General features: G+C 63.0%; 14 protein-coding genes. 7 read left to right on the top strand and 7 right to left on the bottom strand.

The window, feature by feature from the left end; translation table 11 throughout:
- Positions 1-151: 151 nt before the first annotated feature.
- Entirely contained in the window at positions 152-1,015 is an 864-nt protein-coding gene (locus tag C3F36_RS10050; protein ID WP_199769689.1) for a GGDEF domain-containing protein, read from the top strand.
- A 63-nt stretch (positions 1,016-1,078) separates the two neighbouring features.
- Here C3F36_RS10050 and C3F36_RS10045 read toward each other — a convergent pair whose 3' ends face one another.
- Positions 1,079-1,933: a DMT family transporter gene (locus C3F36_RS10045; protein ID WP_041212087.1), complete on the bottom strand. Its 855-nt coding sequence runs from the start codon at positions 1,931-1,933 to the stop codon at positions 1,079-1,081.
- A 42-nt stretch (positions 1,934-1,975) separates the two neighbouring features.
- Here C3F36_RS10045 and C3F36_RS10040 point away from each other — a divergent pair, with 42 nt between their 5' ends.
- Positions 1,976-2,446, top strand: a complete 471-nt coding sequence (locus tag C3F36_RS10040) for a DUF6314 family protein (RefSeq protein ID WP_039040696.1) — start codon at positions 1,976-1,978, stop codon at positions 2,444-2,446.
- Between the two features lie 105 nt (positions 2,447-2,551).
- Here C3F36_RS10040 and C3F36_RS10035 read toward each other — a convergent pair whose 3' ends face one another.
- Positions 2,552-2,713 carry a hypothetical protein gene (locus tag C3F36_RS10035; protein WP_010672325.1) on the bottom strand — a complete coding sequence of 54 codons (162 nt, stop codon included), beginning with the start codon at positions 2,711-2,713 and terminating at the stop codon, positions 2,552-2,554.
- Positions 2,698-3,597: a DMT family transporter gene (locus C3F36_RS10030; RefSeq protein WP_167826264.1), complete on the bottom strand. Its 900-nt coding sequence runs from the start codon at positions 3,595-3,597 to the stop codon at positions 2,698-2,700. Before C3F36_RS10030 ends, C3F36_RS10035 begins: the two co-directional genes overlap by 16 nt.
- A gap of 91 nt (positions 3,598-3,688) precedes the next feature.
- Here C3F36_RS10030 and C3F36_RS10025 point away from each other — a divergent pair, with 91 nt between their 5' ends.
- Positions 3,689-4,663, top strand: a complete 975-nt coding sequence (locus C3F36_RS10025; RefSeq protein WP_041212089.1) for a LysR family transcriptional regulator — start codon at positions 3,689-3,691, stop codon at positions 4,661-4,663.
- On the opposite strand, the gene trpS is transcribed toward C3F36_RS10025, so the two are convergent.
- Entirely contained in the window at positions 4,642-5,655 is a 1,014-nt protein-coding gene (gene trpS, locus C3F36_RS10020; protein WP_104455000.1) for a tryptophan--tRNA ligase, read from the bottom strand. The two genes, C3F36_RS10025 and trpS, sit on opposite strands and share 22 nt — an antisense overlap.
- 191 nt (positions 5,656-5,846) lie before the next feature.
- Complete coding sequence (locus tag C3F36_RS10015; protein WP_010672329.1) at positions 5,847-6,281, bottom strand: universal stress protein; 435 nt, start codon at positions 6,279-6,281, stop codon at positions 5,847-5,849.
- Between the two features lie 452 nt (positions 6,282-6,733).
- On the opposite strand from C3F36_RS10015, the gene fabV reads away from it, so the two are divergent.
- Positions 6,734-7,921, top strand: coding sequence for an enoyl-ACP reductase FabV (fabV, locus tag C3F36_RS10005; RefSeq protein ID WP_104454999.1), 1,188 nt, complete (start codon positions 6,734-6,736; stop codon positions 7,919-7,921).
- Between the two features lie 17 nt (positions 7,922-7,938).
- On the opposite strand, the gene C3F36_RS10000 is transcribed toward fabV, so the two are convergent.
- A complete protein-coding gene (locus C3F36_RS10000; protein WP_104454998.1) occupies positions 7,939-9,723 on the bottom strand; it encodes a GGDEF domain-containing protein in 1,785 nt (594 codons plus the stop codon).
- Positions 9,724-9,932: 209 nt separating this feature from the next.
- On the opposite strand from C3F36_RS10000, the gene ftnA reads away from it, so the two are divergent.
- Both ftnA and C3F36_RS09990 read left to right on the top strand, forming a co-directional pair.
- The gene (gene ftnA, locus C3F36_RS09995; RefSeq protein ID WP_010672333.1) at positions 9,933-10,457 is read left to right on the top strand and encodes a non-heme ferritin; all 525 of its coding nucleotides are present in this window, start codon (positions 9,933-9,935) and stop codon (positions 10,455-10,457) included.
- Positions 10,458-10,619: 162 nt separating this feature from the next.
- Positions 10,620-11,804, top strand: coding sequence for an NAD(P)/FAD-dependent oxidoreductase (locus C3F36_RS09990; RefSeq protein WP_045522679.1), 1,185 nt, complete (start codon positions 10,620-10,622; stop codon positions 11,802-11,804).
- A gap of 225 nt (positions 11,805-12,029) precedes the next feature.
- On the opposite strand, the gene C3F36_RS09985 is transcribed toward C3F36_RS09990, so the two are convergent.
- Positions 12,030-13,250 (bottom strand): MFS transporter, encoded by a 1,221-nt coding sequence (locus C3F36_RS09985; RefSeq protein ID WP_053287976.1) that lies wholly within the window; start codon positions 13,248-13,250, stop codon positions 12,030-12,032.
- A gap of 211 nt (positions 13,251-13,461) precedes the next feature.
- Here C3F36_RS09985 and leuE point away from each other — a divergent pair, with 211 nt between their 5' ends.
- The gene (leuE, locus tag C3F36_RS09980; protein WP_010672336.1) at positions 13,462-14,100 is read left to right on the top strand and encodes a leucine efflux protein LeuE; all 639 of its coding nucleotides are present in this window, start codon (positions 13,462-13,464) and stop codon (positions 14,098-14,100) included.
- Positions 14,101-14,123 lie beyond the last annotated feature (23 nt).

Here is a 14,123-nt window from a genome sequence, read left to right as displayed (position 1 = left end):
ATCTGGAGGCTGGCAAGCCCTGATGGCGGACCACCGGGGGCGAGAGGTGCGAGGCCAGCGATGCTGGCGCGGTTGCTCGGCGCCAGCACCAATGTTACTTATTGAGTGTGATTGCTTGGACAGATATTCAGATCCGGTTTCGAGGCGCGTGATGGAAAGGTATGAGACTCCCGGGGTTGAGGTCACCACTCCCCTTGAGGTGACGCTGATGGCACAGGCCATGGCGATGTTGGAGGCCGGGATCTGGACCTGGTCGGCCGGGCAGGGTCTGAGGCGGGACCCTTCCTGTCTGCAACTGCTGGGTCTGGAGGGGGGCGAGCAGGGAGATCTCGGCTGGCTGGATCGGGTACATCCGGATGATGCTCCCCGTCTGGCAGAGGCCCTGGAGGCCTGTCAGCAAGGGCGCAGCAACGGGCTTCGACTCGAGTACCGCATCCTGCACCATCAGGGCCATTACATCCGGCTGGAGGAGCGGGTCCGTCGCGACGAAGGGGGTCAACTGCTGGGGGTGGTTCGCCATCTGGATGCCGCCATGGCGCCCCTGGAGGATCGCCACGACACGGATCCCCTCACCGGCCTCGAGAGCCGCAGCCACTTCGAGCTGTTGCTGGATGAACGGCTGGCCAGCGAGAGTGGCAGTTTCTGTCTGCTGCAGTTCAGCGTGGATCACCGCAGCAAGATCCTGCAGTTGTTCGGGGAGGCGGCCTGCGACGCCATGCTGGCCAAGCTGGCCCGCATCGTGCGCCGCGAGCTGCGTCGGGAAGATCCCTTCGCCCGTTGGGACGAAGACGGCTTCATTCTGATGCTCTCCCAGACCGATCGGTTGAGCGGCCTGGAGATTGCCGAGCGGATGCGGCTCGAGATCGCCGACGCCAGCCTGCTGCCCCAGCGTCCGGTGACCGTGAGCATCGGCCTGGTGCAGAGCCAGAGTGCCGAGCAGCTCGATCACCTGCTGGCCCGGTTGGCCTCCTGCCACGGTCAGGCGAAGCGGGAACACAACGCCGTGGTCGGCTGACGGCCAGTCACTGTCCGCGAACCCATTGACGCCGATGGACCCATCAGCGTCAATGGTTTTCAGTCAGCGCTCACTGACCTGCTGACGCTGGCAGACCCAGAGGGAAGCCAGCATCAGCAGGGCGCCCAGACCGAGCCTGAGCAGGTCGGTATCCTTTCCCCAGAGCACCAGATTGACCAGCAGACCCGCGGGGATCAAGGCGTTGTTCATGATGGCCAGCACGCCGCTGCTGACCAGGGTCGCCCCCTTGTTCCACAGGAAGTAGCCGAGCCCGGATGCCCCGACCCCCAGCCAGAAGAGGATGCCCCATTGCAGGGGGCTGGCGGGATATTGAGGTTTGCCCAGCAGCCACCAGGCGGGCAGGGCGATCACCAGGGCGCCCAGATAGAAGCAGCCGAACACCGCCAGCTGGGGCGGCTGCTCAGCCTCCCGGGCCAGCAGCACCTTGTAGCCCACCTGGCCCAGGGCGAAGCAGACGTTGGCGCCCTGCACCACCAGGAATCCCAGTACATAGCTTTCTGTCAGGCCGTCGAAACGGATGACGGCCGCCCCCAGCACCGCCAGCAGGGCCCCCCACAGATAGACAGGCTTGAAGCGCCCTTCCAGCAGGTCGTGGATCAGGGTGACATAGATGGGGGTGAAGATGGTGAACACCAGTACTTCCGGTACCGTCAAGAGCAGGAAGGAGTGGTAGTAGAAGAGATACATGATGCCGAGCTGGATGGCACCGAGGGCCATCAGCTTGGCCACCAGATCGGGGCGCAGCCAGCGACGGCGCAGGAAGGGCAGAAACACCAGGCTGGCGAGCACGATGCGGGTCAGTACCGAGAAGTAGGCATCCACCTGACCGGCAAGGTAGACCCCGATCAGGCTGAAGGAGAAGGACCAGAGCAGGGTAACCCCTATCAAGTAGTTCATGTGATTGAATTGTCGTCAGTTGTCAATTTGGAGGGCGCTATGATGGCCGAGTTGGAAGGCGCGATCCAGCGTTTATGGGAAGGGTTGTCACAGATCGGAGCATTTGCCTTCGAGGCGAGCAACGGGGTCGGATCCGCCACCGACTGGTGCGGTCGCGGGGAGGGTGCCGTGGTGGTGACCGATCACCATGGGGGGTGGCTGTATGCCGAGACGGGTCGCTACACCACGCCCCATGGCCGGGAGCTGACCATGCACAACCGCTTCTGGTGGCAGCGCACCGCACGGGGGATCATGCTCTCCCACCTGCGCTACGAGCAGCCGGTGATGCTGTTCGAGCTGTTGCCCCGGGGGGACGGGCACTGGGTCACGGCCGAGCCTCACCTGTGCGGGCAGGATCACTACAGCGCCGAGCTGACCGAAACCGGCGAGGGTTTCCTGCTCGCCTGGCAGATAACGGGGCCGCGCAAGAACGAGCGGTTGAGTTATCGCTACGGACCAGAGGCGCAGAGATAAAAAAACCGGCGCAGGGCGCCGGTAGAGGGGACAAATCGGAGGTTTTGTTAAAACGGTCCCAAAAACAGGAGAGATACACTCTCGTCACACACGCAGAGAGGGTCTTCAGGCATTCAGTGCATAGTTCAGCATGGCTTGCAGCTTGCTGTCGAAGAACCAGGGCAGCAGCACCATCAGCAGACCCAGCACCCCGGCCAGCCGGTGGCGATACTGCCAGCCGGCTATCAGTACCAGACCGCCGCAGAGGGTGGTCAGGATGCCTGACATAGGGCAGCCTCCCGCTGTTGGCGGCGCTGCTGTGCCCACTGGTTGAGGGCGACCGAACCCAGGATCAGGGCCAGCGCCACGCCCGTGGTGGACTGGATCTGCTCGCCGAGGAACAGGGCTCCCAGCATGACGCCGAACAGCGGCACCAGGTAGTTGCTGAAGGAGGCGAAGGTCGGGCCCGCCTTCTGGATCAGCGCCATGTAGAGGAAGTAGACCAGGCCGGTACAGAAGATCCCCAGCATGGCGACGGCGCCCATGGCCTGCTGGCTCGGCAGGGTGAGGTTGCTCAGGTCGGCCACGAAGGGCGCGGCCAGCAGCAGCTGGATGGCCGAGGAGATAAGGATGTTGCGGGCCACGACCACAGGATGGTCCTTGGCGAAGCGCTTGATCATCAGCAGGCCGATGGCGAAGCAGCTGGCACCAAACAGGATGGCCATGGCACCGAGCAGCCCGGCATTCATGCCGCTGGTCAGCTTGGGCCAGAACAGTACCAGCACGCCGACGAAGCCGATGATCACGGAGACGAGGCCGCCCTTGGTGATTCTTTCACCAGAAATAAACAAGGGTGCCGCCAGAATGGTCACAAAGGGGATACAACCCATGACCACGGCCGCGATGGCGCTGTCCACATACTGTTGTCCCCAGGCCACCATGATGAAGGGGATGGTAGCGTCGAGCAGGGCGATCAGCATATAGGTTCGCCACGGGGTGTGTTCACTCTTGAGGCGCATGAACAGGCAGAGCAGACCCAGGGTCAGGCTGCCGCACAGGGCGCGTCCGGCGGCCACCATGATGGGGGGCAGTTCAGCCACGGCCTGGTGCATGAAAATGAACTGGGAGCCCCACAACAGGCCGATCGCCAGCAACAACAGATAGCTACGCATTTGAATCTCCGATGTAATTCGCCTGCGCATTCTATGCAATCTGCTACTATGCCAAAAATGAATTGTCGTCATTCAACTATGGCCAATATCGATGGAACTGCCCCTCTCCCGCCTCGACCTCAACCTGCTCACCGTGTTCGACATGCTGATGCAGGAGCGCAACGTCACCCGTGCCGCCGAACGGCTGCACCTCTCCCAGTCCACCGTCAGCCATGCGCTGGGGCGCTTGCGCCAGGCGCTGGATGACCCGCTGTTCGTGATGAGCCGGCGCGAGATGATGCCGACCGAACGGGCCAAGGCGCTGGCGAGCCCGGTGCGCCAGGCGCTGGCCATGCTGGAGCAGGGGCTGCGTCAGGCCAAGGGATTCGACCCGGCAAGTGCCCGGCGGATCTTTCGCATCGCCACCCCGGGCTCGGTGGAGCACGGCCTGGTGCCGGTGCTGGTGGAGTGGATGGTGCAGCAGGCTCCCCACTGCCGACTGGAAGTGTGCGAGCTGGCGGACAGCGACTACGAGCGGGAGCTGGAGAAGGGGGAACTGGATTTGGTGATCGGGTTTGCCGGTGCCAACCATCTCTCGCCCCGGTTGTGGCGCGAGGAGTGGTTCAGCAATCCGCTGGTCTGTTTGTCGCCCCTCGGCAGCGCTCTGCCCGACATGCTGGGGCCGGGAGAACTGGTCAGCCGGCCCCACATCCACACCTCCAGCTGGGGCCACAGCCAGGCCATGGTGGATCTCTGGCTGGCCCGTTTCGGGGTGGAGCGGGAGCTGGGGGTCAGGCTGCCGAGCTTTATGGCGGTACCGCCGCTGATGGCGACCGGCCGTTACCTGGTGGTGGTGCCCGAGATGATCGGGCGCCACTTCTGTCGCCACTATCCGTTGCGCCTGCACCAGCTGGAACCCGCCATCCCCATCGTCTACCTGATGGCGGGCCACCCGCTCAGTGCCCATGACGAGGCGATCGGCTGGTTCAAGGGGTTGTTGCACCGGCTGGCGAGGGAGCGCTACGGCGCGGATGCGCTCGGCCATCCCGCGCCGCAGGGGGCAGATCACGCCAATCCGGAGAAGTAGTCCAGCCCCATCGCCCCCTTCACCTCGGCCAGCACCTCGTCGGTGAGGGCCCGGGCCTGCTCGGTACCCTGCTGCAACAGGCGCAGCAGCTGGCGCTTGTCGGCGATGGCGGCCTCGCGCCGCTCCCGCATCGGAGCGAGCAGGGTCTGCAGGCAGTCGTTGAGTACCTGCTTGCAGCGCATGTCCCCCAGACCACCGCGCTGGTAGTGGGCCTTCATCTCGGCCACCAGGGCCTTGTCAGGGTGGAAGGCATCCAGATAGGCGAACACCGTATTGCCCTCCACCTGACCCGGATCGCTCACCTTGAGGTGATTGGGGTCGGTATACATGGCGAACACCGCCTGCTTGATCTCGTCGCTCGACATGCCGAGTTCGATGGTGTTGCCAAGGGACTTTGACATCTTGGCCTTGCCGTCGATGCCGGGCAGGCGGCCGGTGTCGCTCAGGATGGGCTGGCACTCGGTCAGCACCTCTTTGCCCACCAGGGTGTTGAAGCGGCGCACTATCTCGTTGGTCTGCTCCAGCATGGGCAGCTGATCCTCGCCCACCGGCACGTGAGTGGCACGAAAGGCGGTGATGTCGGCGGCCTGGCTGACCGGATAGACGAGGAAGCCGGCGGGCAGGCTGCGCTCGAACCCTTTCTGCTGGATTTCGGCCTTGACGGTGGGGTTGCGCTCCAGCCGGGCGACGCTGACCAGGTTGAGGTAGTAGGTCGTGAGTTCGGCGAGGGCGGGCAGGGCGCTCTGCAGGCAGAAAGTGGTCTTGGCCGGGTCGAGGCCGGCGGCCAGGTAGTCGGCCATTACCTCCAGCACGTGATCGGTCACCTTGGCCGGGTTGTGGCCGTTGTCGGTCAGCGCCTGCAGATCGGCGATCATGACGAACTGGCGGTAATGGTGCTGGGCGGCCACGCGCTGGCGCAGGGAGCCGACGTAGTGGCCAATGTGCAGTTTGCCGGTGGGGCGGTCGCCGGTCAGGATCACGGGGTTGTGCATGTCACTCTCTCCAGTTGGGTGAGCCGGGAGGCGACAAAGGGATGAAAACAATGACCGCCTCTCGGCGGTCACGGTGTTTTCTTTGGGAAATTTTACATAGAAAAGCAGTGCCGCCTGTTTAGAAGCAGCACCACCAGTAGTTGTGATTGAATGAGGTCATATTCATGGCAAATCACACTACGCCTGTTCGATCACTTCTGCAAGGGCACGACCAGCATGTCGCAGGGCACGGTATTCATCAGCTGGCGTGCGCTCGAGGTGAGCAGGCTCCAGAAGCTCTGGCGATGGCCGCACACCAGCAGGTCGATCTGGTAGTCCTTGACCGCCTGGTTGACCCGCTCGCTCAGATCGCCGCAGATCACCAGCTTCTTCTCGATGGGGTAGTCCACCGAGGCGAGGAAGGCTTCCAGCTTCTCCTTCGCTTCGGCGATCACCTGGTCCTGCACGTTGTCGATGTCGATGTCGATCATCTCGGTGTAGAGATCCTTGAGGTCCACATCCACATGGATCACCGACAGCTTGGCGCCGTTGGAGCGGGCCCGGTCGACTGCCTTCTCGATCACCTTGCGGTTGTCTTCCGACAGGTCGATCGCGGCCAGTACGTGTTTGTAATAGGTTCCATTCATGGGAGTTCTCCTCACTGATCCTGGGTCCACTATACCAATGTCTGCTGAAACTAAAACGGCATCGTCGCCACAGTTTCAGGATTTGCCTGACCCCGAACCGGAAGGCGTAGAGGTGCAGGTGGCCGGGGAGTGCATATTTTGAACAGGAGTTTGACGCCGGTCACAGGCGTGCTATTGCCCCCGGGAAGGTGGGGGAATAGGATGTGCCCGTGCTTCGCAATGAACACAAAACAACAAAAAGCATCTGAATACCGCTTTGGGGAGCCTCGCGCTCCCTTTTGTTTTTCTGCCCTCTTCCAGCCCATATCCCGTCCGACATCAAGGTAATCCCGCCCCCCTTGGTTATGCTGTAGCCAGTTCCCTTGGCAAAACGGCCAGGGCTCCTCACCTGCAACCGGGTGACGCTGTCATGGCCGTTTCTCATGTCCCACCGATGCACCGGAGAGTCCTTCATGATCATTCATCCCCAGATCCAGGGTTGTGTTGCCCGCAATTGCCACCCCATGGGTTGTCGCGCCGCCGTGCTGCAACAGATCGAACAGGTGCGGGCGGCGGGGCCGTTCAACGGGCCGAAACGGGTGCTGGTGCTGGGGGCATCGTCCGGTTTCGGGCTGGCGTCCCGGATCGCGCTCACCTTCGGCGCCGGGGCCGATACCCTGGGCGTCTCGTTCGAGCGGGGTCCCTCCGACAAGGGGCTCGGCAGTGCTGGCTGGTACAACAACATCTGGTTTCGTCAGGCGGCGGAGCAAGCCGGTCGCATCGCCGTCAACCTGATCGGGGATGCCTTCTCCGACACCATGCGCCAGCAGGCCATCGACGTCATCCGCCAGCAGCTCGGGCAGGTGGATCTGGTGGTCTATTCGCTGGCGAGCGGAGTCAGGGTGATGCCGGATGGCACGCAAGTGCGCTCCGTGCTCAAGACCACCGGCCAGCCATTCAGCGGCTGGGGGCTGGATCTGGAACAGGACACCCTGGTGCAGCAGTCGCTGGTGCCAGCCACCCCGGAGGAGATCCGCGACACCGTCACCGTGATGGGGGGCGAGGACTGGCAGCGCTGGATGCAGGCATTGCAGCAGGCGGATTGCCTGGCCCCTGGCGCCCGGACCGTTGCCTACTCCTATATCGGCCCCGAGTCCACCTATCCCCTCTATCGGGACGGCACCATCGGCTATGCCAAGGAGCACCTGCACGCCACCGCCGAGACCATCAACCTGCAACTTGCCGGGATCGGCGGCCATGCCTGGGTGTCGGTCTGCAAGGCGCTGGTGACCAAGGCGAGCGTGTTTATTCCGGTGCTGCCTGTCTATCTGGGCCTGTTGATGGGGGTGATGAAGGAGCGTGGTGTCCACGAGGGCTGCATCGAGCAGATGCAGCGGCTGTTTGCCGACAAGATGTACGGGCCCAGAGGGGTCGTCGCCGATGGCAACCGGCTGATCCGGATGGATGACCACGAGCTTGAGCCAGCGGTGCAGGCCGCCGTCTCGGCACTCTGGCCCAAGGTGACGCCGGAGAACTTCCGCACCCTGGGGGATTTTGCCGGGTTGCGCCAGGAGTTCATGCAGCTCAACGGCTTCGAGCTGCCGGGGGTGGATTACGGTGCGCCGGTGAACGTGGCGTCACTCACTGAGCTGACGCCCTGACACCCGCACGAGGGGCATCAGGCGACGTTGCAGGCCAGTTCAGGGGAAAGATTGGGAGACTGGGCCAGTACGGTCTGGTTGCGCCCCTGGCGTTTCGCCTGATACATGGCCATGTCGGCCCGATGGATGAGCTGGCTCAGGCTGTCATCCTGCGTCGAGCGTTCCGCCACTCCGATGCTGATGGTCATGTGGGGGGCGGCCAGGTAGGCGATCCGGCTTCTCAGCTGCTCCGCCAGCCGCCAGCAGGTGGCCCCGTCCTGGGTCATGGCCACCAGAAATTCTTCCCCGCCCCAGCGCCCGGTCAATTGCTGGTCCGGCGCCCAGCTCTTGAGCTCCCTGGCCAACTGCCGGATAGCCTGATCCCCCGCCTGGTGACCATGCTTGTCGTTGATCTGCTTGAAGTGATCGATGTCGATGATGAGCAGGGTCAGGGGCGTTTCGTGCAGCCATTGCTGACCCAGTCTCTCCAGCAGGGCGCGCCGGTTGGGCAGCCCGGTCAGCTGATCGAAGGTGGCGAGCTTGTAGAGGTGGCGCGAGCTGCGGTGGAGCCTGCGGGTGGTGAGCCCGAGCAGGATCAGGGCGACGGCCAGCAGCACCAGCAGCAGCAATTGGTAGTAGCGGGCACTCTGCTGGTAGAGCAGTTGCTGGCGCTTGCTCTCGTTTTCCTGCTGCAACGCGCGATTGCTGGCCTCGATGCGAGCCAGATCCATCTCGACCTGGAAGGCAGCCGCGTGCTGGCTCAGGGTCTGGTTGAAGTGCTGCTTGTAGTACTGCATGTAGCGGGTCATGGCCCCGTAGGCCTCGGGGTAGCGGCCCAGATCGGCCAGTAACCTGGCCTGCATCGCCCGACCATCCATGGAGAGAGGGGCTGTGTGCTCCATCAGCAGTTGCAGGGCCAGCTGCTTCTCGCCACGACCCAGCAGGGTTCTTGCCCTGATCTCGGTCAGACGGGAGGCCGCCTGCGGGCTATCCAGCCTGTCATAGATGGCTTGTGCCTCCTCCAGGCTGCGCCAGGCTGAGTGCCAGTCCGCCCGTGCGTTGAACACCATGGCCTGGTAGCCGAGGACGATGGCGCGATAGTGGGGTGACAGGCTCGGCGTGGCCAGCAGGGTATCGAGCAACTGGCTGGCTCTGGCAGGCTGGCCCATGTCGATGTAGAGCCTGGCCATGTTGGCCCGGATGATGGCCTGGCTGTTGGGTTCGTTGAGCTGCACCATCTGGCCGAGGGCATCCTGATAATAGGTCTCGGCCTCACGGTAGAGATTGAGGTCCGCATAGAGATTGCCGAGGGTCATCAGCAGACGGCCGCACTGCAAGGTGGAGAGGATGGAATCCGGCTCTTTCTGCTTGAGGTGATAGGCGGTCTTGAGCTCGAGGATCGCCTCTTTCATCTGCTGGGTACGGTAGAGGGCGAGCCCGTTGAGGGCATGCCACTCCGAGACCTGCCTGGGGTGATGCCGGACCGCCGGCCAGAGCTGGGTGAGCAGCTCGAGCGCCTGATCCGGCGTATCGGCATCCAGGGTCAGGGCAATCTGCTGCAACCGGAAGTCGAGCAGGCGCAGGGTCTCCTGCTGGGCATTGGCCAGACCCCGGGCGCGGGCATTGTCGCGCTGTGCCTGGGGATAGCGGCCTAGGGCTGCCTGGGCCAGGGACCTGGCGTAGAACAGTTCCATATCCTGCTGGGGACTGGCGTCGAGGCGCTGCAGATAGCCGACGGGATCGCGCGCCGCCTGCAATTCAGCCTCTTTCAGCAAGGAGGGAGCTGCCTGCAACTGGGTCATCCAGAGCAGCGCCAGTGCCATTATGAATCTCATTGAATCCTTTCCCCGACCAATGGCGCCATCATAATGGCTGATGTCACCTACACCATGTTTCTTTGCTTCTCTATAACCGTATGGGGGAGAGGATGAGGTGAAAAGTCGTCGCAACTGCGGGGTGCGTCGGTTGTCTCTGGTTGCGTCAGGATGCAACAGTGGCGACAATCGTGGGCAAATCACAGTGGAGAATCATCATGTTGGCCAAAGCCATGATCGAGAAGTTGAACGAGCAGATTAATCTTGAATTCTATTCCTCCAACCTCTACCTGCAGATGAGCGCCTGGTGCGAGGACAAGGGCTTCGAGGGGGCCGCCACCTTCCTGCGCCAGCATGCGGTCGAGGAGCGCCAGCACATGGAGCGCCTGTTCACCTACGTGAGCGAGACCGGCGCCATGCCGGTGCTGGGGGCCATCGAAGCGCCTCCCCACGAATTCAAGTCCCTGGGTGACATCTTCCGCACCACCCTGGAGCACGAGTATCACATCACCAAGTGCATCAACGGTCTGGCCCACGTCGCCTTCACCACCCAGGATTACTCCACCTTCAACTTCCTGCAGTGGTACGTGGCCGAGCAGCACGAAGAAGAGAAGCTGTTCAAGAGCATCGTCGACCGTCTGAGCCTGGTGGGCGAGGATGGCAAGGGCCTCTATTTCATCGACAAGGAGCTGGCCGAGCTGGCCAAGGGCGCCCCGGCCAGCATCATGGACGGCAACGCCTGATAGTCGTGGACACTTAGTGTTCAGTCAGTACAATGACGGCCCCTTGTAAAGGGGCCGTTTTCTATTTGCAGGTGTCCTTGTACCGCTGTGCTGGTGTCTGCCGGGTACAATGACGGTCCTTTAAGGTAAAGGGGCCGTTTTTCTTTTGATGGGTGAGTGACGATGAAACAGGTGGATGTGGTGGTGATCGGTGCCGGGGCGGCCGGATTGATGTGTGCGGCCCAGGCTGGCTACCGGGGTCGCTCCGTGCTGGTGCTCGACAATGCCAAGAAGCCGGGCCGCAAGATCCTCATCAGCGGCGGCGGTCGCTGCAACTTCACCAATCATCAGGCGGGTCCCCATGCCTTCCTTTCGGCCAACCCCCACTTCTGCAAATCGGCGCTGGCGCGCTATACCCAGCAGGATTTCATCGATCTGGTGGACAGGCACGGCCTGAACTACCACGAGAAGACGCTGGGCCAGCTCTTCTGCGACGACAGCGCCAAGGATATCGTCGACATCCTGCTGACCGAGTGCGACTGGGCTGGCGTGACCCTGCAGTTCCAGACCGAGATCCTCACCGTCAGCAAGACAGATGAAGGCTTCGTGCTCGACACCAGCAAGGGGGAGATCGCCTGCTCGTCGCTGGTGGTCGCCACCGGCGGCCTCTCCATGCCGAAACTCGGTGCTACTCCTTACGGCTTCAAGCTGGCGGAGCAGTTCGGCCTCACCGTGTTGCCGACTCGCGCCGGGCTGGTGCCCTTTACCCTGCATCAGGCCGACAAGGAGGCCTTCGCCGATCTGGCGGGGGTCAGCCTGCCGGTGGCAGTGACCGCCGAGGACGGCACCCGCTTCAAGGAGGCCATGCTGTTCACCCATCGCGGCCTCTCCGGCCCCGCCATCCTGCAGATCTCCTCTTTCTGGCTGGCGGGGGAGAAGATCCACATCAACCTGCTGCCGGATCTCGACATTCCAGAGACCCTCAAGACCTGGGCCCAGGCCCATCCTGCCCAGGAGCTGAAAACCGTGCTGGGGCGCGAGCTGCCCAAGCGTTTCGTCGACAAGCTGGTGGAGCTGGGATGGCTGGTGAGCAAGCCGATGCGCCAGTACAACGAACGGGAGCTGGAGGCGGTGGCCACCCTGCTGGGGGATTGGCAGATCCTGCCCAACGGCACCGAAGGGTATCGCACCGCCGAAGTGACCCTGGGGGGAGTGGATACCAACGCGCTCTCCTCCAAGACCATGGAGGCGCGCACCGTGCCCGGCCTCTACTTCATCGGCGAAGTGGTCGATGTGACCGGCTGGCTCGGTGGTTACAACTTCCAGTGGGCCTGGTCGTCGGGCTGGGTGGCAGGCCAGTACTGCTGAGGGATGCCGCATCCTTGCTGTGAATGGTCCCGTCAGCGGCCTCTCGGGTGACAACTTCCAGTGGGCCCGGTCGTCGGGCTGGGGGAGAGGCCGTACTGCTGACAAAGAGGCTCGGCGGATGAGTCCGAGCGGATATGGACGTGTCAGGCGGCCCGAGTGATGGAACCAGACGCGGCCTGCTCAGGCCGCGTTTTTTATGGTCGGTCGCTGGCTGCCGCTTGGCCTCTAGCCTCTCCTGATATTGGGCAGGAAGGCGGTCAGCAGGCCAATAAGGGGCAGATAGGCGCAGACCTGATAGACGGTTTCGATGCTGGTGGCATCGGCCAATTTGCCCAGCAGGGCGGCCCCTATCCCTCCCATGCCGAAGGCGAAGCCGAAGAAGAGGCCGGAAATGGTGCCGACCTTGCCGGGTACCAGATCCTGGGCGTAGACCAGGATGGCGGAGAAGGCCGACGCCAGGATGAAGCCGATGACGATCGACAGCACCGAGGTCCAGAACAGGTCGACGTGGGGCAGCAGCAGGGTGAAGGGAGCGACGCCGAGGATGGAGATCCAGATCACCCGCTTGCGACCGATGCGATCGCCGAGCGGCCCGCCGAGCACTGTCCCCGCCGCGACGGCAAACAGGAAGGCGAACAGATAGAGCTGGGCGCTCTCCAGCGACAGGTGGAACTTGTCCATCAGGTAGAAGGTGTAATAGCTGCTCAGGCTGGCCATGTAGAAGAACTTGGAGAACATCAGCAGACCGAGGATGGCCAGTGACCAGCCAATCTGGCGGCGGCTCAGGCCGGTGCCGGCATGGGCCTTCATCCGCCGATGGAAGCTGGCGGCATGGTGGCTGGACCAGCGGCCGACGAAGCTGAGCAGGATGACCCCGATGAGTGCGAACAACGAGAACCAGGCCGCACTGCCCTGTCCCTTCGGCACGATGATGAGCGCCGCGAGCAGGGGGCCGATGGCCGATCCCAGATTGCCGCCGATCTGGAACAGAGACTGGGCCAGACCAGGCTGGTTGCCGGCCGCCATGCGGGCGACCCGGGAGGATTCCGGGTGGAAGACGGAGGAGCCCATGCCGATCAGCATGGCCGACAACAGCACGGCGCCAAAGCTGCCTGCCTGCGACAGGTAGAGCAGCCCCACCAGAGTGAAGCCCATGCCCAGAGGCAGGGAGTAGGGCATGGGTCTGCGGTCGGTATAGAGGCCGATCAGGGGTTGCAGCAGCGAGGCCGTGAACTGGTAGGTGAGGGTGATGAGACCTATCTGGGTGAACGACAGATCGAGCCCCAGCTTCAGGAGGGGATAGATGGCCAGCAGTACCGACTGCATCATGTCGTTCAACAGGTGCGAGAAGCTGATGGCGGCGATCACCGGATAAGCGGTGGTAGTCGGGTTGTCCACCGCGGGCGGGGCGGTGATCGGGGTGTCGGTACTCAAGGTCTTGTCCATGGCTGGGGTATCACTCCCTCTACCATGCCCTATCCCGGCGCATCTGGACATAACCAAAGTGGGCGAACGCCCGGATTGCGTTCGCGTGGCGCGCAGGCCGTTCATGCTGACGGCGTGTGGATGGCTGGTCAGATCTTGTGCTTGGCGCAGGGCGGATTAGTATAGAAGGCCTGCCGCCGTTATCCGGCCCATCACCCGCCATGGAGGGAACATGTTCGAAAGCCTGGGTGTCATCAACGTCTGGACCTATCTGGTCGGTCTCTTCTTCATCATCATCGCCCCGGGCCCGAACTCCCTCTACGTGCTGCGAACCGGTGCCGTGCGCGGCATAGGCCCGGGTTATCGCGCCGCTCTCGGCGTCTTCGTCGGCGATGCCATTCTCATTTTCTGCGCCTATCTGGGGATCGCGTCCCTCATTCGCACCACCCCATTGCTCTTTACCCTGGTGCGCTATCTGGGCGCCATCTACCTGCTTTATCTGGGGGTGAAGATCCTGCACGCGAACTTCATCGCCAAAAAGGCGGGACCGGCGTCCGAGATGGATCCCGGTGAGCGCTATTTTACCAAGGCCCTCACCCTGAGCCTCACCAATCCCAAGGCGATCCTGTTCTACGTCTCTTTCTTCGTGCAGTTCATCGACTTCAGCTATGCCCACACCTGGATCTCCTACCTGGTGCTGGCTGGCATGCTGGAAGCGATGAGCTTCGTCTACCTGACCCTGCTGATCTTCGGCGGTACCCTGATGGCCCGCTTTTTCCGTCAGCGCCAGACGGCGGCCCGTCTTGGCAACGGCCTTATCGGCCTCTTCTTCATGGGGTTTGCGGCCAGGCTGGCGACGCTCTCCTCCTGACCCTGGGGATTGCTGACCGTCCC

It is taken from the genome of Aeromonas sp. ASNIH2 (genome assembly GCF_002934795.1).
In the GTDB taxonomy this organism is placed as follows: Bacteria; Pseudomonadota; Gammaproteobacteria; order Enterobacterales; family Aeromonadaceae; genus Aeromonas; species Aeromonas caviae.
Note: the sequence above shows the minus strand (reverse complement) of the source record. Positions and strands in the feature narration are given on the sequence as shown.

Bases quoted from the DNA above. Each gene is read 5' to 3' on its own strand.
- trpS (WP_104455000.1), bottom strand. From the start codon at position 5,655: ATGCACAACCCCGTGATCCTGACCGGCGACCGCCCCACCGGCAAACTG.
- C3F36_RS10045 (WP_041212087.1), bottom strand. From the start codon at position 1,933: ATGAACTACTTGATAGGGGTTACCCTGCTCTGGTCCTTCTCCTTCAGC.
- C3F36_RS10030 (WP_167826264.1), bottom strand. From the start codon at position 3,597: ATGCGTAGCTATCTGTTGTTGCTGGCGATCGGCCTGTTGTGGGGCTCC.
- C3F36_RS10015 (WP_010672329.1), bottom strand. From the start codon at position 6,281: ATGAATGGAACCTATTACAAACACGTACTGGCCGCGATCGACCTGTCG.
- C3F36_RS10000 (WP_104454998.1), bottom strand. From the start codon at position 9,723: ATGGCACTGGCGCTGCTCTGGATGACCCAGTTGCAGGCAGCTCCCTCC.
- C3F36_RS09990 (WP_045522679.1), top strand. From the start codon at position 10,620: ATGAAACAGGTGGATGTGGTGGTGATCGGTGCCGGGGCGGCCGGATTG.
- fabV (WP_104454999.1), top strand. From the start codon at position 6,734: ATGATCATTCATCCCCAGATCCAGGGTTGTGTTGCCCGCAATTGCCAC.
- ftnA (WP_010672333.1), top strand. From the start codon at position 9,933: ATGTTGGCCAAAGCCATGATCGAGAAGTTGAACGAGCAGATTAATCTT.
- C3F36_RS10035 (WP_010672325.1), bottom strand. From the start codon at position 2,713: ATGTCAGGCATCCTGACCACCCTCTGCGGCGGTCTGGTACTGATAGCC.
- C3F36_RS10050 (WP_199769689.1), top strand. From the start codon at position 152: ATGGAAAGGTATGAGACTCCCGGGGTTGAGGTCACCACTCCCCTTGAG.
- leuE (WP_010672336.1), top strand. From the start codon at position 13,462: ATGTTCGAAAGCCTGGGTGTCATCAACGTCTGGACCTATCTGGTCGGT.
- C3F36_RS09985 (WP_053287976.1), bottom strand. From the start codon at position 13,250: ATGGACAAGACCTTGAGTACCGACACCCCGATCACCGCCCCGCCCGCG.
- C3F36_RS10025 (WP_041212089.1), top strand. From the start codon at position 3,689: ATGGAACTGCCCCTCTCCCGCCTCGACCTCAACCTGCTCACCGTGTTC.
- C3F36_RS10040 (WP_039040696.1), top strand. From the start codon at position 1,976: ATGGCCGAGTTGGAAGGCGCGATCCAGCGTTTATGGGAAGGGTTGTCA.